Below are 19,654 nucleotides of genomic sequence, written 5' to 3'. Positions count from 1 at the left end.
ATTTTTATTGGGCGAAAGAGACAAATGGGCATGCCGGTCTGGGGATAACGACGAATCAGCGAGCGGCCAGATGGCTCGGAATGGAAAATGAAAAAGAATGAAAAAGAAAAGGCAGCGGAACACCGCTGCCTTTTTTGATCACCAGATAGGCTGGGTCAGATAGGGGTTGCTCACCTTCTCGCGACCGAAGGTGGAGCTGGGGCCGTGGCCCGGGATAAAGACGATTTCGTCACCCAGCGGCAGCAGGGTCTCGGTGATCGACTTGATCAAAGTGGCGTGATCGCCACGGGGGAAGTCGGTACGGCCTATGCTGCCGGCAAACAGCACATCGCCAACCCAGGCAAGCTGCTCGGCTTGGGAGAGCAGCACGATATGGCCCGGGGTGTGGCCGGGGCAGAAGTAGACATCCAGCTCGCACTGGCCAAGCTGCACCTTGTCACCCTGCTCAAGCCAGCGATCCGGTGTGAACGCGGGGGTATGGGCGAAGCCGAACATCTGGCTCTGCTGGGGCAGCATGTCGAGCCAGAAGGCGTCCTCCTTGTGGGGGCCGGTAATGGCGACGCCGGTTTTTTCCCGCAGCTCGGCGGCGGCACCCACATGATCCAGATGACCGTGGGTCAGCAGGATGTGAGTCAGGGTCAGGCCGCGTTTGGCGATGGCGGCCAGCAGTTTGTCCGCTTCGCCGCCCGGATCGATCAGGGCCGCTTGATGGGTCTCATCACACCAGATGAGGGAGCAGTTCTGGGCGAACTGGGTGACCGGGATCACCTCGAATTTCAACATAGAGTTCCTCTCTTGGGATGGGTCAGCCGCGCAGCGCGCTGGCATGCTGCTCGGCGAAATAGTCGAGGCAGGCCTGCTTGTCACCGCGAAACACGATGCGCTCCTGCTTGTTGCCAAGCTGATAGAGATACATGGGGTCGTAGTAGCGGGTCAGCAGCAGGGTGATCCAGGCCAGATGCAGCGTGGTATCGCCGCTCTTCTCCTGCTCGGTGAGGGCGGTCTGCATCAGGGCATCCAGCTCGCGGTGGGCCTGATCGCCGAGGCGGCGCTTGAGACGGGCCAACGCATCGGTGAGATAGGCGGCAAACAGCGGCCAACCGGCTTCCTGGCCATACATGGCTTGATAGCGCAGCCAGAGATCGTGCACGTAATCTTCGCGGATCTGCTCGGCGCGATCGATCTGCGGTACATCTACCACCACCAGCGGTGCCTGACTCATGGCCTCATGGAGGGAGAGGGGCAGGCAGCAGCGGCCGATCAGGCGACTCTCATCTTCCACCACGAAGGCATGCTCGCCCTGATGGCGGCGCTTGAGCAGCTCGATGGCGAGGTTGTTTTCAAAATTGATGTTGCTGGGCTGGCCGCCGGGCAGTTGACCAAACGACGAGCCCCTGTGATGGGCGTGTCCTTCCAGATCGAGCGCCTGAGCTACGTGGTCCAGCATATGGGTCTTGCCGGAGCCGGTCATGCCGGTCAGCACAGTCCAGCGACACTCGGCAGAGGCCTTGTCCTGGGTGTCGATCAGGAAACGGCGCAGCTCCTTGTAGCCTCCGGCGACGCGGGGGCGAGTCACCCCCGCATCAGCCAGCCACTGTTGTACGGTTTGCGAGCGCAGGCCGCCGCGAAAGCAGTAGAGCAGGGCATCGGGCTGCTGGCGCAACTGCGCCAGCCAGCCTTCGAGTCGTTCGGCACGTACTGCTCCCCCCACCAGCTTGTGTCCAAGCTCAATGGCGGCGGCCTGACCCTGCTTCTTGAAGCAGGTCCCCACCTGGGCGCGCTCATCGTCTGTCATCAAGGGCAGATTGGTCGAGCAGGGGAAGGCCCCCTCCTTGAACTCGATGGGGGCGCGCACATCAATCAACGGCACATCGTCCAAAAAGAGTTCGGCGTAGTCCGTGGCCAGTGGCAATTCACTCATTGGACAATCTCGATAAAGCGGGAGCCCTCAAGGGGCTTGATCTGGCCGATGGGTGAGAGTGCAAGGCCAGCTTCGCGCGCGATGGCGAGCAGCTCGGCTTCGCTCTCTTTCCCCACGGCGACCAGCAGGCCGCCACTGGTTTGCGGGTCGCACATGATGTTGCGGGTGCGATCGTCCATGGCATCCAGCTTGTGGCCGTAGGAGTCGTGGTTGCGCAGGGTACCACCCGGTACGCAGCCCTCGGCGAGGTAGTAATCCACCTCATCCAGCAGCGGCAGCGCCTTGAAGTCGAGGCGGGCGCTGACATTGGATCCTTCACACATTTCCAGCAGGTGACCGGCCAGACCAAAGCCGGTGACGTCGGTCATGGCGTGGACACCCGGCAGTTCGGCAAAACGCTGGCCAATCTTGTTGAGGGTGCACATGGCGTTGGGGGCCAGCTGCTCGTGTTCGGGCTTGAGCTTGCCCTTCTTCTGGGCGGTGGTGAGGATACCGATACCGAGGGGCTTGGTCAGATAGAGGGTATCACCCACCTTGGCGGTGTCGTTCTGCTTGATGGCATCAAGCGGCACGATACCGGTGACCGCGAGGCCGAAGATGGGCTCGGGGGCATCGATGCTGTGGCCACCGGCCAGCGAAATCCCCGCTTCATGGCACACCTGACGGCCGCCGTCGATCACCTGCTGGGCCACTTCGGCGGGCAGGGTATTGATGGGCCAGCCGAGGATGGCGATGGCGACGATGGGCTTGCCGCCCATGGCATAGATATCGCTGATGGCGTTGGTGGCGGCAATGCGGCCAAAGGTGAAGGGGTCATCGACGATGGGCATGAAGAAGTCGGTGGTGGAGACAATGCCCTGACCGTTGCCGATATCGACCACGGCCGCGTCATCCTTGCTGCTGTTGCCAACGATCAGGGTCGGGTCGTTGAAGCCCGGGATCTGGCTCTTGAGGATGGTGTCGAGTACCTTGGGAGAGATTTTGCAGCCGCAGCCAGCGCCGTGGCTGTATTGGGTCAGACGAATGGAAGACATACTTACCCCTTTTATTTGCAAACAGAGCTGAGGCTCTGTGGAGCCGTCTTGGTCAATGGGCGGTCTTGTAGAGAGAAGGACAAGAAGCCGCAAATATGGGTGGCCTCGGTGCCAACAGGGGCAGCGATGACTGGCAGTTATGAAGGACCGCCAGGCCGGACGGGGAAGAAAAGGGCGACAAGGTGCGCCAGCGCAGCCCCGCCAAGGGCCACAGGACGGGGCATTATGCCACATTTGCCCCTTGGGGTTCGAACAGGAATTCACATAAACAGCAGGGAATTGCCCGCACTTGCCTGTCATCGGGCTGGATCCGGCGCTGGCTGATTGATTGCAGTACAGATGCAGCAAAGAGGACGTCAAAGAGATCAACAGCACGCAACAGCCGATCGACAACAGGAGAGCTTAGTGACCACCACATTTTTGGTTAACCACCCCATTACCACGGCGCAGTTTGCGGCGTTGTTGGCGCAGACCTCGCTGGGGGCGAGACGGCCGCTGGACCATCCGGACACCCTGCAGGGCATGCTGGATAACGCCAATTTGCTGATCACCGCTTGGCAGGGCGAGACCCTGGTCGGGGTGGCTAGCTCGGTGACCGATTTTCATTTTTGTTGCTATCTCTCGGATCTGGCGGTGGCCGAGTCGCTGCAGGGGCAGGGGATTGGCAAAGCACTTATTCGCGAGACGTTTTTGCAATTGCAGCCCGGCTGCAAGCTGATCCTGCTGGCCGCACCGCAGGCGGTGGCGTACTACCCCAAGCTCGGATTTAGCCAGCACCCGAGTGCCTGGGTAATGAGCAGTCTGGATGAACTGGTACTGGATGAGTTGGCATAAAAACGTCAACTCATCCAGACAGGGCGAGATTAGCTTATCCGGCTTGCCCCAGCGCCGGTTGGCGAGCCTTGCCCCAGCGGCGCAGGCGCCGTTGCAGTGGCCGCTCCAGCAGGTTGTAGCTCAACGCCGAGAGCCCGATCAGCACCGCCAGCATCAGCAAGGTGGCCACTACCCCCAGCAGCGGGTTGGCCTGGCCATACCACCATTCGGTGATCCCCGGCGCCAGATAGTGGATGAGCTCGCAACCGGTGAGCAGCACCAGCGCATGGAGCAGGTAGATGGAGTAGGATAGATCGCCCAGCCAGTTGGTGAAGCGGTTATCCAAAAGGCGCAGTAGCGGACTTTTGCGCTCCCCCTGTGCGGCGGCAATCCAGATCAGCAGCACGTAGGAGCCGATCAGCAGCAGTGTCAGTGGTGGCGTCATGGTGAACTGCATCAGCGCGAAGGGCAGCACAAAGGCGACCAGCAGTGGCAGATCTCGCTTCATCATGGGCAAGCCTTTCGCGGCCTTGACCCTCGGCAGCAGCCAGAGGCCGAGCACAAATTCACTAACCCCGCGTCCCACTGCAAGCGCGCCGCTGGTGACATCCAGGGTGCCGCGACTGTGCACGATAAAGGCCAGCACCGTCAGCGCCAGCAGGGGGGCGAGATGGCTCCAGCGACTGCGGGTCACCGCCAGCGGGATCAGCAGCGGGAACAGTAGGTAGCTAATCCACTCCACGCTCAGGGACCAGGCGGCGAAGTTCCAGGTCAACCCGTGATCGGTTACCACCTGCAGCAGCAGGAAGGCGCTGGGCAGTGCTTCGGCTGGCGTGAAGGGTGAACCGAAAGGCGGCATCCCTTCCCACTCCCACATCTTGAACAAGGGGCCGGCATAGAAGCCTACTCCGTGCTGCGCCTTGTAAAGTTCCCAGCCGACCAGCAACAGCAGGGTTACCAGGTAGAGGGGGTAGACGCGGGTCAGCCGCAGCCAGAGAAAGCGGCCATAGCCCACGGTGCGGGGCGTGCAGGTGAAGGCCTCGCCATAGACATGGGCCAGCACCACGCCGCTCAAAATAAAGAACAGATCGACCCAGAGGTAGCCGTTCTCGATGAGTTGGGTGTGGCCTGTGATCGGCTCTATCCACTGGGGAAAGAGCAATAATCGGGCATGGAACAGCACCACCATCAGGGCAGCGATGCCCCGCAGCGGCGTTAACAGCGGCAATGATTGATTCATATCGGGATCCCTTGTGATGTTCAGCTTGGCCTGACATCTATTTTGTTGTTGTGCCGCCCATCAATCCTGACGGGACGGTTGCCCCGGCTCGGCTGCCGCAGGCGGGATCACACTACGGAAAAGAGAGTCATACGGGTGTGATTTGAATCATAAATGCGCAGTTATTGTGCAAAAAAATTTAAACAGATAAAGACGTGGGACGCAGGCAGGGAAAGAGGAGGAGAGAGAACACCCATAAAGCAGAGAGGTGGAATCGGGGCGAGCGTCAGGCTCAGGTTTATACGGCGCGATGCAAAACAATCAGGCCCGCAAGGGGCCTGATTGATCACAAGGGAAGATGACGGCCGATCAGCGGGCGCGCACCACCAGACCCTTGAGGTAGAAGCCTTCCGGATAGGCGGTACCGATAGGGTGATCGGAGGCCTGGGAGAGCCGCTCCAGGATCTGGGCATCGCGACCGGCATCGAGTGCCGCATCGGCGACGATCTTCTGGAACAGGCTCTGCTCCATCAGGCCGGAGCAGGAGTAGGTCAGCAGCACGCCACCCGGCGTCAGCAGCTGGAACGCCAGCATATTGATGTCCTTGTAGCCACGGCAGGCACCCAGCAGCTGGGCCTTGCTTTCGGCAAACTTGGGCGGGTCCAGCACGATGACATCGAACTTCTCGCCCTTCTCGCGATATTCACGCAGCAGCTTGAACACGTCGTGACGGACAAATTGGGTATTGCTGGTATCCAGCCCGTTCAGCTCGGCATTCTGGCGGGCGATATCCAGCGCATTCTGGGAGAGATCGACGTTGACCACTTCCTTGGCGCCGCCCTTGAGGGCATAAACGCCAAACCCGCCGGTATAGCAGAAGCAGTTGAGGACGCGCTTGCCTTCGGTGTATTTGGCGGCAGCCTGGCGATTGTCCCGCTGATCCAGATAGAAGCCGGTTTTATGGCCGTTGCGAATATCCACCAGGATCTTGACGCCACCGTTCTCTTCAATGACCACCGGCTCGTTCGGGGTCTCGCCATAGATGACGCCGGTGCGCTCTTTCAGCCCTTCCTTCTTGCGCACTGCCACGTCGGAGCGCTCATAGATGCTGCACTCGGGGTAGAGGGTACGCAGTGCCTGCGTTATCAGCTCACGCTGGAACTCGGCACCGGCAGAGAGGATCTGGCACACCAGAAAATCGGCATACCGGTCGATGGTCAGACCCGGCAGGCCGTCGGATTCGGCGGCGCAGAGGCGATAGCCGGTGAGGCCCTGACGCTTGATCAGCGGATCGCGAGACTCCTGCGCATATTTGAGACGACGGATAAAGAAGTCGAGATCGACGGTCTCATCCTTGTCGAAGGTCCAGACCCGGGCACGGATCTGGGAGCTGCCTGACCAGGCGCCACGGGCGAGCCACTTGCCATCGTTGGCATAGATCTCGACGGTATCGCCGTCAATGGGGTTGCCCTGAACCCGCTCAATCCCCTTGGAGAAGATCCAGGGGTGGCGACGCAGCAGGGATTTTTCGCGGCCTTTGACGAGATAGATGGAAGCGCTCATGGATGTTTGCCGATGGTAGAAAGAAAAGGGGCCACATTCTATGTGCAATAGTGCGGCTAAGCCAGCCTTTGCTGGTATATGGCAGAGTGACGAATTGTACGTCTGGACAACGCCCGAGTGTTGCATATGCAAGATTTGCAGAATCTCAATGTTGGCGTTTCACGCTGTTTATCTTATATGTCACAGTTGGTTGTGCTTGTTTTTTGTTCAGCGCTGGTCGCTATATGTGCACAATGTAGCCAATAAAGCGTTTTAACCTTACTTTATAGTGATTTTCGCTAAAGAGTCATTTGATGATGTCGATAGTGGGGAAGACCATTTTGAATCTTTCCTGTATCGAGCTGTCCATGTTCCTCTCCATCGCTACCAATATTTCTGCCCTCAATGCTTCTCGCCATCTTGGTCAATCATCCAACACGCTGGATTCGGTATATCGACGACTCTCATCCGGCTTGCGCATCAACAGTGCCGCTGATGATGCAGCAGGCTTGCAGATCAGTAATCGCCTCACCAGTGAAGTGAACGGGACCAACACCGCTATTCGCAACGCCAATGATGGGATCTCGGTGATCAACGTCGCCGATGGGGCGCTTGATGAGTCGGTGAACCTGATGCAGCGGATGCGCACCCTGGCACTGCAGTCGGGAAGTGGTGTCAATACGGCAGAGGATCGCGTAGCCCTGAATGCTGAGTTCAAGCAACTGCAGTTAGAGATGGACCGGATTGCCACAGGTACCCGGTTTGCCGGACAGGACCTGCTGGCGGGGAGTTACGAAGGTATCTTCTTGGTCGGTGCCTATGCAGGACAGAATACCGTCATTACCGATCTCAATGCCCAGACCAAAAATCTGGGGGAGATGGAGTGGCAAGCGCGCAGTCCGGCAGGAAGCAAGCCAGGGGCGTATGACATTGCTGATCTCAAGCTTTCATCTCAGCCTATCACCCTTAATGGCGTCACTTTTGACAAGGACTATTCAACCCTGGAAGCGTTCGTGGCAGATATTAATGGCACCACCTTTCCCAATAATCAGGGGCCGGTACAAGCGAAACAACTGCCATTTTCTGTCGCCTCCGCGGTCGATTTATCCGCATTACCCTCCTATATCGATGTGGCGGGTCACTCTGTGGATTTGACCACAGGCATTGATATGACCGGATGGGATCCGGTCAATCCGACAGCAAAAAATAGTGCCATCATGGCAACCGTGGTTCAACGCATCAACAGTACTGCGCAATCGGCAGGTCTGGGTTTTTATGTGAGTGCCTCCAACAACAGCAATCCCGCCAGCAATTCATTGACCATGCATAGCGCTCAGGGCAACAGCCTTGCGCTGGCCAATGGCACAACCCCCCCTCCGCAGCCAGCACCACCGGCGCCTCCGGTGATCAGTAGTTCCTCTCTGAGCTCTCTGTTACCCGATGTTACATCGACGACGTATATCGGTCAGATGGAGCTGCGCTCATCAGGCGACAAGTATTCCAATATTGATATGCAGGGATCCAGCTTGCATGCGCTTGGCTTTTATCAAGAGGACAAGAAAAAATATACCGTTGATAATATTCATGTTCTTAGTGAAGACAACGCCAGCAGGGCCATCAAAACCCTGGATGTGGGTATGAAACAGCTGGGTGTTCAGCGCGCTCGGCTCGGTGCCCAAGCCAACGCGCTGGATTCACGGGTACGCAATCTGGCCAATGCCAATGAGAACCTCAGCGCTGCCCGCTCAAGGATCCGGGATGCCGATATGGCTGTGGAATCGGCGCGCTTGGTCAGCACCCAAATCTTGCAGCAGGCGAGTGCTTCGATTTTGAGTCAGGCAAACAGTCGCCCCAATGCGGCCCTGAGTTTGCTGCAATCCTGAGCGGGACTGCCAGCCGGCATAGCAATTTGTCGCTATCATTCATGGTCACTATCCATAAAGACAAAGAGGCCACCCAATGGGTGGCCTCTTTTCTTATTGCTTCTTGTTGCCGGATGCTATTCGGCAGCGTCAGAGAGTGATCCCCTTGAGTGCCTGGGTCAGTTCGCTGGCGGTGGCTTTGAGCCCTTGCGTGCCAGCCACCGAGGCGCTGGCAGACTCCTCCACCTGCGCCGCTTCATGGCGTACCTGATCCAGATTGTGGGTGATCTCGGCGGCGACCGAGCTCTGCTCTTCGCTGGAGGTGGCGATCTGGGTACTCATCTCCAGTACCGCATCGCTGTGGTTGCTCAGCTTCTCGATATCGAGCCCCACCTCGCTGATGAGCTGCTGGCTGCTGGCGGCACGCCCCACGGTTTTCTCCATGATCTCGTTCAGCGCGCCAGTACCGGTCTGCAGCTCTTCGATCATCTGCTGGATCTCCACCGTCGCCTGCTGGGTACGGCTGGCGAGGGTACGCACCTCATCAGCTACCACCGCAAAGCCGCGACCCTGCTCACCGGCACGGGCCGCTTCGATGGCGGCGTTGAGGGCCAACAAGTTGGTCTGCTGGGAGATGGCGTTGATGACGTTGACCACCTCGTTGATCCGGTTGGCGTTGTGGGTCAGGCGCTCGACTGCGCCGGAGGCGTTGCCAATTTCGTCTGCCAGGGTGCGGATCGCTTCGATGGTGCGGGCTACCCGGTTGGCGCCATTGGCTGCCTCTTCGCTCGACTGGCGGGTCTGCTGCAGGGTGTCGTTGGCATTGCGCGCCACTTCGCGGATCGCCGCCGACATCTGCTCCATGGCGGTGGCCAGCGAATCCATGTGCTGGCGCTGGGAACGCGCCATGGTCTCGCCTTCGCGGGCATGGTCACGAAACTCGTCGGCGGCCATGGTCAGCGCTTCGGCAGACTCCTCCACCAGTTTGACGATCTGGTGCTGGCGGTCGGTAAAGCGGTCGATGCTGCCCGCCAGGGTTGAGAACTCATCCCGCACCGGGAAGAAGTTGAGTCGGAAGGTGAGATCCCCGTCCGCCACGGTTTGCAGCGCCTTGTTGGTGGAGTAGAGCGCACCGGAAACAAAGGTCATCATGTAGTGGATCACCAGCGCCATCAGGGCGGCCAGCGCGCCGATGAGGAGCAGGGTCGAGCCCTGACCCTCCCACATGGAGAGGTTGCCGGTATCGAGATCACCGGTGACGTAGCCTGCCTGACCCGCTGGCGCGCTAAAGAGGTAGTGACCTCCTTGCTGCTGCAACCCGCTGCTGCCTTGCCGGGTCAGACGCAGATCAGCAGGCAACACCAGAGTGGGCTGCTGGCTGACCAGCTGCGCCGTGGTTTCGACCCGTTGTTGCAACTGCGCTACCCGCAGGGAGATCTCCTGCTGATGGCTGGCCGCCAGCATATACCAGCTGAGAAAGGCGATGATGAAGAGAGGTAACCAGAACGCGATATGGAATTTTTCACTGATGGTGAGGTGAATGAGATAGCGGTCAACCCACCGGAATTTAACTTCTTTCATAATGGAGCTGCATCCTGCAGAGATAGAGTGTCGGGCACATTATCGTCTCGGGAAATTTTTTCTTAAGCGGAAGGTGTGAGAAATGGGAGAGCAATCGTTTGTCATTCGGGTGTGGGGGCAGGTGCAGGGGGTGGGATTTCGCTATTTCACCCGTGAGCGGGCGCTGCAACTGGGTTTGCGGGGCCATGCCTACAACCTGGAGGATGGATCGGTGGAGATCCTCATCAGCGGCCCCGCGCAGGGGGTGCAGATGATGCTGGGTTGGCTAGAGCATGGCCCGCGCACCGCCAGGGTGACCCGGATGGAGTATGAGGAGGCGCTGCCGCCCACCGGTCAGGGCTTTCACACCAACTGAAGGGGCGGGGATGAGATGGACGCTGACAAACAAGGTCTGTTGCTGACTCAGGCAACAAGCTGGGTCGCCCGTTATCAGGAGGCGGCGCGGGCGGTGCGCGAAGAGGCCAGCGAACCGGCCGTGCATGGCTATCGTATCGCGGCGCGCCGCTTGCTGGCGCTGCTCGCCCTGTGGCGGCCACTCACCTATCATCCCGAGCTGGAGCGGCGTCTGCTGCGCTCGGTCGGGCGGCTCTCGGCGCTGCGGGATGCTCAGGTCTACGCCGAGCGTTTTGGCAAGCCGCCTGCCAGCACGGGCAATACTCACAAATCTGCCTGTCGTGTGCCCCTGTTGTCACGGCGACTGGCCCGCTGGCTTGCGGCGGTGGTGCAGGTGCAGGATGCGCGTGCATTGGCGTTCCTCTATCAGCAGCATCTGGCCCTGCGCCTTGATGAGGCGCAAAGCGCTCTCGATGAACCTATTCCCTGCGTTGGGAAATCTGCCAGCTCCCGTCAGCAACAGTTGCGCCGCTGGCATCGGCTGCGCCTCGAGATCAAGCAGGCCCGTTATGGCGTGGAACTGTTGCTGGATCTGGGGAGTGGAGATCCCGGCTGGTTGAGCACCCTGACTCACTGGCAGGAGCGACTCGGCCAGTTGCAGGATTGGCGGCAATGGCGGCGGAGGTTGCGAGCAGAGCAGGGGGGCACCCACAAGCAGACGAAATTGCGGCAGCAGTTGAAGGGGAAGATCACCACCCGTTTGCGTCAACTGGACTGCCAGCAGGCGGAGCTGGTGGCGCTCAAACTGGCGATGCAGGCAGGCCACAACATGAATGACATGCCAAGTCGGCTGGTCAGGTATTCAGAACAAAATGCATCGCCCGCGAATCCCGGTGGTGGATAGCCCCGAGGCCGCACGCAATCGGCGGCAGCCATCCGCGATCAGCATCTACAAAAGCTATCCAGGCCAAACAGGTGAGACAAAAAAGAGAGGCCGTTTGGCCTCTCTTCTTCTATCTGGCTGTGGTCGCAGTCAGCGATACGCTTACTTGACGCGCATACCAGGCTGGGCGCCTTCCTGCGGCTCCAGGATCCAGAGATCCTTGCCGCCAGGGCCTGCAGCCAGCACCATGCCTTCGGACATGCCGAAACGCATCTTGCGCGGCGCCAGGTTGGCCACCATCACGGTCAGCTTGCCTTCCAGATCTTCCGGGTTGTAGGCAGACTTGATACCGGCAAACACCTGACGGGTTTCGCCGCCGATATCCAGTTGCAGCTTGAGCAGCTTCTCGGCTTCCGGTACCACTTCGGCCTTCTTGATCAGCGCGACGCGCAGGTCAATCTTGGCAAAATCGTCATAGGTGATGGTTTCGCTGATGGGGTCATCAGCCAGCGGGCCGGTCACTTTCGGTGCCTGCTCCTTGGCCAGGTCTTCCTTGGATGCTTCGATCATGGCTTCAATCTTCGCCGGCTCGATGCGGGAGAAGAGGGCCTTGAACGGCGCAACGGTGTGATTGACCAGCGGCATCTCGATGCCATCCCAGCTGAGGGTTTCGGCCAGGAAGGCTTCGGCACGTTCGGCCAGCAGCGGCATGACGGGCTTGAGGTAGGCCATCAGCACGCGGAACAGGTTGATGCCGACGGAGCAGACAGCTTGCAGCTCGGCATCTGCGCCTTCCTGCTTGGCGATAACCCAGGGCGCTTTGTCGTCCACATAGCGGTTGGCCTTGTCGGCCAGCGCCATGATCTCGCGGATGGCGCGGCTGAACTCGCGGCTCTCATAAGCCTCGGCAATGGCGGTGCGGGCGTTGGCGAATTCGGCGTAGAGCTCGGGTTCGGCGCAGGTTGCCGCCAGCTTGCCGCCAAAACGCTTGGCGATAAAGCCGGCGTTGCGCGACGCCAGGTTGACCAACTTGTTGACCACATCGGCGTTGACGCGCTGTACGAAATCTTCGAGGTTCAAGTCCAGATCGTCGATGCGGCTGTTGAGCTTGGCGGCATAGTAGTAACGCAGGCACTCCGGATCCAGGTGGTTCAGGTAGGTGGATGCCTTGATAAAGGTGCCCTTGGACTTGGACATCTTGGCGCCGTTGACGGTCACATACCCGTGTACGTTGACCTTGGTCGGCTTGCGGAAGTTGGCACCTTCCAGCATGGACGGCCAGAACAGGCAGTGGAAGTAGGCGATGTCCTTGCCGATGAAGTGGTAGAGCTCGGCATCGGAGTCCGCTTTCCAGTAGCTGTCAAAGTCGATGTCGCCGCGCTTGTTGCACAGGTTCTTGAAAGAGGCCATGTAACCGATGGGGGCATCCAGCCAGACGTAGAAGTACTTGCCCGGGGCGCCGGGAATTTCGAAACCGAAGTAGGGGGCGTCACGGGTGATGTCCCACTGCTGCAAGCCGCTTTCGAACCACTCCTGCATCTTGTTGGCCATCTCTTCCTGAATGGCGCCGGAGCCGCGCACCCACTCAGAGAGCCATTTTTCAAATTGCGGCAGGTCGAAGAAGAAGTGCTCGGAGTCCTTCATTACCGGAGTGGCGCCGGAGACGGCAGATTTCGGATCGATCAGCTCTGTCGGGCTGTAGGTAGCGCCGCAGCTGTCGCAGTTGTCGCCATACTGCTCCGGAGATTTGCACTTGGGGCAGGTCCCCTTGACGAAACGGTCCGGCAGGAACATGGATTTTTCCGGATCGAACAGCTGGGAGATGGTGCGGCTCTTGATAAAGCCACCATTTTTCAGGCGGCCATAGATCAGCTCCGCCAGCTCGCGGTTTTCGTCGCTGTGGGTGGAGTGATAGTTGTCAAAGCTGATGTTGAACCCGGCGAAATCAGCCTGGTGCTCCTTGGAGACAGCGGCAATCATCTCTTCCGGGGTGATCCCCATCTGCTGTGCCTTGAGCATGATCGGGGTGCCGTGGGCATCATCGGCACAGATGAAGTGCACCTGATGGCCGCGCATTCGCTGATAACGAACCCAGATATCGGCCTGGATATGTTCCAGCATGTGGCCAAGATGGATGGAGCCATTGGCATAGGGGAGGGCGCAGGTTACCAGCATTTTACGAGGATCAGTTGCCATATTACGTTCTTGATGTGCTTGTTGGGATGATAGAGTGCCGTGCATGTTACCCGAATTGGGGGTAGCCTGCCTAGGGTTGTGGCTATGCCAACCTTGGCAGCACCTGCTGTTACGATGGCAGGCAAGCCACTGATTTGTGTGCGGTAACCGTTCACCTCAAGATAATGACAAGATAATGAGGAGTTAATGGTGATTGATTCAGTAAAACAGATCCTCGCCGAATTTAAGCCAGCAGGCTGTCACAAGGATCTGGTGGATGCCGGATTCGTTCGCGAGATCATCAATCAGGGTCAGGGGCTTACTATCCGGCTGGTATTGCCGTTTGCCGGTCTCTCGCTGCTCGATCAGCTCAAAGAGAACTACGATGCCAGACTGCGCAGCGCCACCGGTGCTGCCCGTATCGACTGGGCATTGGAGATTGACGTCGCCAGCATGCCGCGGGCGCAGGGCCTCAATGCCGTGCAGGGCATTCGCAACATCATCGTGGTTGCTTCCGGCAAGGGGGGGGTGGGCAAATCCACCACCGCGGTCAACCTGGCGCTGGCCCTGCAAAAAGAGGGGGCGCGGGTCGCCATTCTCGATGCAGATATCTATGGCCCTTCCATTCCTACCATGATGGGCACCCTCACAGAGCGCCCGGTCAGCCATGACGGCAAGCTGATGGAGCCGGTGATGGCCTGCGGCCTCAAGAGCAACAGCATCGGCTATCTGGTCTCCGAGCAGGATGCCACCATCTGGCGCGGCCCGATGGCGAGCAAGGCGCTGGCGCAGATCCTCCATGAGACCCGCTGGGGCGAGGTGGATTATCTGGTGGTAGACATGCCGCCGGGCACTGGCGATATCCAGCTCACTATGGCTCAGCAGGTGCCGACTTCGGCGGCGGTGATCGTCACAACCCCGCAAGATGTGGCGCTGGCCGATGCCCGCAAGGGGATCGCCATGTTCAACAAGGTCAATGTGCCGGTGCTTGGCATCATCGAGAACATGAGTTACCACGTCTGCAGCGCCTGTGGTCACCATGAGCCGCTATTCGGTACCGGTGGCGGCCAGAAGATGGCAGAGCAGTATCAAGTGGCGCTGCTTGGCCAGCTGCCGCTGCACATCGACATCCGCCAACACATGGATGATGGCTGCCCGACGGTGTTCGGCGCACCGGAAGGGAGCCTGGCTCAGGCCTATTTGAAGCTGGCGCGCAGGGTTGGTGCTGAACTCTTTTTCAGCGCAAAACCGATTGCGACCCCCCTCTATGCCATGGCGCTGGATGAATAATCGACGGTCGGTCACTTGAAAGGGAATTGAGGGTGGGCATGACCCACCCTTTTTTATATAATGGATCGGTTTAAACCATCCCCACTGCTCTTCTCTTTTAGGTATTTGTCATGTCTGATACTCAACATTCGTGTGTGATCATCGGTATTGCGGGCGCATCTGCGTCTGGCAAAAGTCTTATAGCCCAGACCATTTATGAAGAGCTGGTGGCCGAACTGGGCGCAGGTCAGATTGGTGTGATCACCGAAGATTGCTACTACCGTGATCAGACCCACCTGACCATGGAAGAGCGGGTCAAGACTAACTATGACCACCCTAACGCGCTGGATCACGACCTGCTGGTACAGCACCTGAGCCAGCTGGTCAAAGGTGACGCGGTTGCCATTCCCCAGTACTCCTACACCGAACACACCCGGATGAGCGAAGTGACCCCGTTTGCGCCGCGCCGGGTGATCATTCTGGAAGGGATCCTGCTGCTGACTGATAGCCGTCTGCGGGATCTGATGGATGCCTCCATCTTTATGGATACCCCGCTCGACATCTGCCTGCTGCGCCGTCTGGTGCGTGATGTGCAGGAGCGTGGCCGTACCATGGACTCCGTGCTTAAGCAGTACCAGAAGACAGTGCGTCCGATGTTCCTGCAGTTTATTGAGCCGTCCAAACAGTATGCCGATGTGATCGTGCCCCGTGGTGGCAAGAACCGCATCGCCATCGACATGCTCAAAGCGCGTATCCGCCACATGTTGATTGGTTAAGATGAAACAAGCCGGGTGATGCCCGGCTTTTTTAAAAGCACAATTTGTCAGGAGAGTCGCCCAATGCGTCTGTGTGATACCGATATTGAACGCCATCTGGATGAAGGCAAGATCGTCATTGAGCCACGGCCCGGGGTAGAGCGGATCAGTGGTGTCAGTGTCGATGTGCTGCTGGGTAACGAGTTTCGGGTGTTTCGCGATCATACCGCACCCTATATCGACCTGAGCGGCCCGAGCAGCGAGATGGCCGATGCCATCGATCGGGTGATGAGTGACGAGATCCACATCCCCGATGGCGAAGCCTTCTACCTTCACCCGGGTCAGCTGGCGCTGGCGGTGACCTACGAATCCGTCACCCTGCCTGCCGATATCGTCGGCTGGCTGGATGGCCGCTCTTCACTTGCACGCCTGGGTTTGATGGTGCACGTGACGGCGCACCGGATCGATCCGGGTTGGTCCGGTCGCATCGTGCTGGAGTTCTACAACGGCGGCAAATTGCCGCTGGCACTGCGCCCGAAGATGAAGATCGGCGCCTTGAACTTCGAGATGCTCTCCGGCGTCGCGGCCCGTCCCTACAACAAGCGGGAAAATGCCAAGTACAAGAGCCAGCAGGGCGCCGTTGCCAGCCGCATCAATCAGGATTGATAACTGGCAACACGGCAACGATTCAAGGGAGCACAAGGTGCTCCCTTTTTGCATCTGGAATCAAACGGATATGGGGCTGATGGTGCTGGTCGGATGAGATTGGCGGGGTAGGGACGTTTTATCACCACTTTCGCCCGTTTTTCTGTCATAAAAATGTCATAAAAATGAAATTATTGGCTTAATTGTCAGCTATTTTTGCCCTTTCCCGCAATCATTGATGGCTTTAATTAATCGATGGCAAGCCGCATGAAGACTGGCTCTAGGATATTTTTTTCCAAAAAGCTCTTTTTTTTTATGGCTGAAATATTTCAATGGTGGCTATGGTGTTGGCCGCCATCTGGCATAATCCGCCGCAACTCATAAACAGGCTTTTTTTTATGTTTGAAATGTTTAGTGGTTTGGGTTTGTGGTGGTCAATCGGTTTGGTATTGGCCGTTTTTTTTGTGCTTGCCTATGAATTTATCAACGGCTTTCACGATACCGCCAACGCGGTAGCAACGGTTATCTATACCAAGGCGATGCCAGCTCACCTGGCGGTCGTTGCATCGGGGATCTTCAACTTTTTTGGCGTCATGTTCGGCGGTCTGGGTGTGGCCTATGCCATTGTCCATCTGCTGCCCATCGACCTGCTGCTTGGGATGGACTCCACCCAAGGGTTGATCATGGTCTTCTCCTTGCTGTTTTCCGCCATCGTGTGGAACTTGGGCACCTGGTTCTTCGGGATCCCGGCCTCCAGTTCACATACCTTGATCGGTTCCATTCTGGGGGTAGGCGGCGCCTATGCCTGGATCACCCATAAACCGGTGACAGAAGGGATCAACGTGGGCAAAGCGATCGACATCATGCTTTCCCTCATCATCTCTCCCACCATCGGCTTCATCATCGCGGCGCTGCTGCTGCTGGCGATGAAGCGCATCTGGACCAGCAACAAGATCCACAAAACACCGGAAGAGCGTCAGCTGGTGGATGGCAAGAAGCACCCGCCATTCTGGGCGCGTCTGACCTTGGTGGCCTCGGCTATGGGAGTCAGCTTCGTACACGGCTCCAACGATGGCCAGAAGGGCATCGGTCTGGTGATGCTGGTGCTGATCTGTATGGCGCCAGCCTATTTCGCACTGGACATGAACAGCCGCGCCTATGATCTGGACCGGACCCAGGATGCCAACCAGCGCATCATGGAGATCTACCAGCGCAACCAGTCCGCCCTCTCTGGTGTCATCAACTTCTCTGCACCGGCAACGGCTCAGGAAGAGCTGATGACCCACTGCTCCGCAGATGGCGTGTTGCAGGCGATGGCCACCCTGGATGCCCGTCTGGGTGCCGTGCGTACTTATGATCAGATGAGCCTGACCGACCGCCGCGAAGTGCGTCGTCTGCTGCTCTGTATCGATGACACCGCCCGCAAGGCTGCCAAGCTGCCGCTGCCAGCCAAGGAGCTGACCGATCTGGCCAAATGGCGCAAGGATCTGACCGCGACCGCTGAATATGCACCGACCTGGGTGATCGTCTCCATCGCGCTGGCGCTGGGTTGCGGCACCATGGTGGGTTGGCGTCGTATCGTCCATACCGTGGGCGAGAAGATCGGCACCACCGGCATGACCTACAGCCAGGGCATTGCGGCCCAGATCACGGCTGCTACCTCCATCGGGGTCGCCAGTCTGACCGGTATGCCGGTGTCCACCACCCACATCCTCTCTTCTGCGGTGGCGGGGACCATGATTGCCAATAAATCCGGCCTGCAGAGCCAGACTATCAAGACCATCCTGATGGCCTGGGTGTTGACCCTGCCGTTGACCATGCTGCTCTCCGGCGGCCTGTTTATCGTCAGCCACCATCTGTTTGGTTGATCTGCTGCGTTCATAACGCGGATCACAATGACGATGCCGCCCGGTCGAAAGATCGGGCGGCATTTTTTATATGCTGGATAGATCGTGTCTCGTGAGCGCAGGAATATGGCTTGCAGGGATGTTAGGAGCGGGTCAGAAATCCCAGCCAGATTGCGGCATCGGTTCAGGTTGATCGCCTTCGCGAGCCTTGCGCCGCGCAGCCTCGACCCGGCGTTTGCGATCCCTGCACAGGCGCATCACCTCTTGTTGCTGGGCAGGGGTCATGGTGAGCCAGTTGAAACGCTCGTCGCGATTGCGCAGGCACCCCTTGCAGTAGCCCTTGTTGTTCACTTCGCAGACCCCGATGCAGGGGCTCTGCAGCGGGAATATTTCGAGCTGTTCCATCCATCACCTTGTACACCCTGTCACCTTGTTATAACCCAGCGGATCCCCTTTGGAGAAATCCTGCTTCAAGTGATTGATGTCGTTTGCTTTCCCCCTGCAAATTTGGCATCTTCCCCGCCGAGCATGGCTCTTGGCGTTATATGAGGACATATGAACAAACACGCGTACTGGCTGACCGCCGCAGTGCTGGGACTGGCCGGTTGTGCGGGCAACTCTGACAAAGCAGAAGTGCCCAAAAAACAGACCGACAACAGATGCTTTCTTAACTGCGAGGTACCGGAAAATCTGGGCAAGCAGTATCTGGACGGGACCTTGCCAGAGGATCTGGTGAGGGTGGAGCGGGTCAATAGCCGTGCGCATGCCGACTACAGCAAGTTTGGCCCGCAAAGCAGACTGGTATTGGAGCGCTCCGGCAAAATGACCCGCCGTTATGGCGAGCTCTATCACCAGCTCTCCCGCTGGGTCGCGGGCGGTGGCAACCCTGCCGACATCACCCGTTACGGTATCAGCCTAGCTCAGCTGGGCGGTGCCGATCGCATGGGTAACGTGCTCTTTACCGGTTACTACTCGCCGGTGCTGGAAGTGCGCCACCGCCCGGATGCCAAGTACAAATATCCCATCTATGCCATGCCCAAATGTGGCGGTCGCTGTCCGACCCGGGCCGAGATCCATCAGGGGGCCCTGGCCAACCGCGGGCTGGAGCTGGGTTACAGCAAATCCCTTATCGACAACTTCCTGATGGATGTGCAGGGCTCCGGATTTGTCCACTACGGGGATGACGATCGGCTGCAGTATCTGGGCTACAGCGGCAAGAACGGCCACGGTTACGTGAGTATCGGTCGGGTACTGATCGACCGCGGTGAAGTGCCCAAAGAGCAGATGTCGATGAAGGCCATCAAGGAGTGGGCCAACCGCCAGCCGGAGGAGAGCGTCAAGGAGCTGGTGGAGCAGAACCCCTCCTATGTCTTCTTCGAGCGTCGCCCGACCAATGATGTGATCGGTGCGGCCGGTATCCCGCTGCTGCCGCTGGCGGCCGTCGCTGCCGACAAGACCCTGCTGCCGATGGGTACCCCGATCCTCGCCGAAGTTCCCTTGCTCGACAAAGAGGGCAACTGGACCGGCAAGCACCAGCTGCGGCTGTTGATTGCGCTGGATGTGGGCGGGGCGGTGAAGAAGGGCCACCTCGACCTCTACCACGGTATGGGCGAGAAGGCTGGCGTCGCGGCCGGTCATTACAAGCACTTTGGCCGGGTCTGGAAGCTGGGCCTGCACCACGGGCCGACTGCCGCCCCCTGGTTGTAATCCTCTGATGGATTGGGCGTCTGTTATCGTGTGCCCGAGCAAAGATGAAGAGACAAAAAAAGCCGCCG

Annotated in this window: 17 protein-coding genes; 9 read left to right on the top strand and 8 right to left on the bottom strand. The window is 58.7% G+C overall.

The window, feature by feature from the left end; genetic code table 11:
• Positions 1–138: 138 nt before the first annotated feature.
• Genes WBR25_RS10615 through selD form a run of 3 tightly spaced genes read right to left on the bottom strand, consistent with a single transcriptional unit; the run spans position 139 to position 2,955 of the window.
• Positions 139–783, bottom strand: coding sequence for an MBL fold metallo-hydrolase (locus WBR25_RS10615; RefSeq protein ID WP_108612377.1), 645 nt, complete (start codon positions 781–783; stop codon positions 139–141).
• Between the two features lie 22 nt (positions 784–805).
• Entirely contained in the window at positions 806–1,921 is a 1,116-nt protein-coding gene (mnmH, locus tag WBR25_RS10610) for a tRNA 2-selenouridine(34) synthase MnmH (protein ID WP_429106657.1), read from the bottom strand.
• Positions 1,918–2,955: a selenide, water dikinase SelD gene (selD, locus tag WBR25_RS10605; protein WP_139742067.1), complete on the bottom strand. Its 1,038-nt coding sequence runs from the start codon at positions 2,953–2,955 to the stop codon at positions 1,918–1,920. The genes mnmH and selD overlap by 4 nt, the downstream gene beginning before the upstream one ends.
• Positions 2,956–3,360: 405 nt before the next feature.
• Here selD and WBR25_RS10600 point away from each other — a divergent pair, with 405 nt between their 5' ends.
• The gene (locus tag WBR25_RS10600; protein ID WP_429106659.1) at positions 3,361–3,789 is read left to right on the top strand and encodes a GNAT family N-acetyltransferase; all 429 of its coding nucleotides are present in this window, start codon (positions 3,361–3,363) and stop codon (positions 3,787–3,789) included.
• Between the two features lie 34 nt (positions 3,790–3,823).
• Here the strand turns inward: WBR25_RS10600 and WBR25_RS10595 are convergent, their stop codons facing one another.
• Both WBR25_RS10595 and WBR25_RS10590 read right to left on the bottom strand, forming a co-directional pair.
• Entirely contained in the window at positions 3,824–5,008 is a 1,185-nt protein-coding gene (locus WBR25_RS10595) for an acyltransferase family protein (RefSeq protein ID WP_429106661.1), read from the bottom strand.
• 348 nt (positions 5,009–5,356) lie between these two features.
• Entirely contained in the window at positions 5,357–6,550 is a 1,194-nt protein-coding gene (locus tag WBR25_RS10590; protein WP_429106664.1) for a class I SAM-dependent methyltransferase, read from the bottom strand.
• Between the two features lie 293 nt (positions 6,551–6,843).
• On the opposite strand from WBR25_RS10590, the gene WBR25_RS10585 reads away from it, so the two are divergent.
• On the top strand, positions 6,844–8,412 hold the full coding sequence (locus tag WBR25_RS10585; RefSeq protein ID WP_429106666.1) for a flagellin N-terminal helical domain-containing protein: 1,569 nt from the start codon (positions 6,844–6,846) through the stop codon (positions 8,410–8,412).
• A gap of 129 nt (positions 8,413–8,541) precedes the next feature.
• Here WBR25_RS10585 and WBR25_RS10580 read toward each other — a convergent pair whose 3' ends face one another.
• Entirely contained in the window at positions 8,542–9,972 is a 1,431-nt protein-coding gene (locus WBR25_RS10580; protein WP_429106669.1) for a methyl-accepting chemotaxis protein, read from the bottom strand.
• 82 nt (positions 9,973–10,054) lie between these two features.
• On the opposite strand from WBR25_RS10580, the gene WBR25_RS10575 reads away from it, so the two are divergent.
• Complete coding sequence (locus tag WBR25_RS10575; protein WP_005345583.1) at positions 10,055–10,327, top strand: acylphosphatase; 273 nt, start codon at positions 10,055–10,057, stop codon at positions 10,325–10,327.
• Positions 10,328–10,342: 15 nt separating this feature from the next.
• On the top strand, positions 10,343–11,209 hold the full coding sequence (locus tag WBR25_RS10570; RefSeq protein WP_429106670.1) for a CHAD domain-containing protein: 867 nt from the start codon (positions 10,343–10,345) through the stop codon (positions 11,207–11,209).
• 141 nt (positions 11,210–11,350) lie between these two features.
• Here WBR25_RS10570 and metG read toward each other — a convergent pair whose 3' ends face one another.
• Positions 11,351–13,384, bottom strand: a complete 2,034-nt coding sequence (gene metG / locus WBR25_RS10565) for a methionine--tRNA ligase (RefSeq protein ID WP_429106672.1) — start codon at positions 13,382–13,384, stop codon at positions 11,351–11,353.
• A 186-nt stretch (positions 13,385–13,570) separates the two neighbouring features.
• Between metG and apbC the strand changes: the two genes are divergently transcribed.
• The 4 genes from apbC (at position 13,571) to WBR25_RS10545 (ending at position 17,900) form a co-directional block, all read left to right on the top strand.
• On the top strand, positions 13,571–14,653 hold the full coding sequence (apbC, locus tag WBR25_RS10560) for an iron-sulfur cluster carrier protein ApbC (RefSeq protein ID WP_479749833.1): 1,083 nt from the start codon (positions 13,571–13,573) through the stop codon (positions 14,651–14,653).
• 110 nt (positions 14,654–14,763) lie between these two features.
• On the top strand, positions 14,764–15,408 hold the full coding sequence (udk, locus tag WBR25_RS10555; protein WP_005345570.1) for a uridine kinase: 645 nt from the start codon (positions 14,764–14,766) through the stop codon (positions 15,406–15,408).
• Between the two features lie 63 nt (positions 15,409–15,471).
• Complete coding sequence (gene dcd, locus WBR25_RS10550) at positions 15,472–16,053, top strand: dCTP deaminase (protein ID WP_005336719.1); 582 nt, start codon at positions 15,472–15,474, stop codon at positions 16,051–16,053.
• Positions 16,054–16,430: 377 nt separating this feature from the next.
• Positions 16,431–17,900: an inorganic phosphate transporter gene (locus tag WBR25_RS10545; RefSeq protein WP_021230067.1), complete on the top strand. Its 1,470-nt coding sequence runs from the start codon at positions 16,431–16,433 to the stop codon at positions 17,898–17,900.
• Positions 17,901–18,032: 132 nt separating this feature from the next.
• Here WBR25_RS10545 and WBR25_RS10540 read toward each other — a convergent pair whose 3' ends face one another.
• Positions 18,033–18,284 carry a DUF1289 domain-containing protein gene (locus WBR25_RS10540; protein WP_429106674.1) on the bottom strand — a complete coding sequence of 84 codons (252 nt, stop codon included), beginning with the start codon at positions 18,282–18,284 and terminating at the stop codon, positions 18,033–18,035.
• Between the two features lie 150 nt (positions 18,285–18,434).
• Between WBR25_RS10540 and mltA the strand changes: the two genes are divergently transcribed.
• Positions 18,435–19,586, top strand: coding sequence for a murein transglycosylase A (gene mltA / locus WBR25_RS10535; protein ID WP_021230068.1), 1,152 nt, complete (start codon positions 18,435–18,437; stop codon positions 19,584–19,586).
• Positions 19,587–19,654 lie beyond the last annotated feature (68 nt).

Source organism: Aeromonas sp. MTB, assembly GCF_056632455.1.
This window is presented reverse-complemented; position numbering and strand designations above follow the sequence as displayed.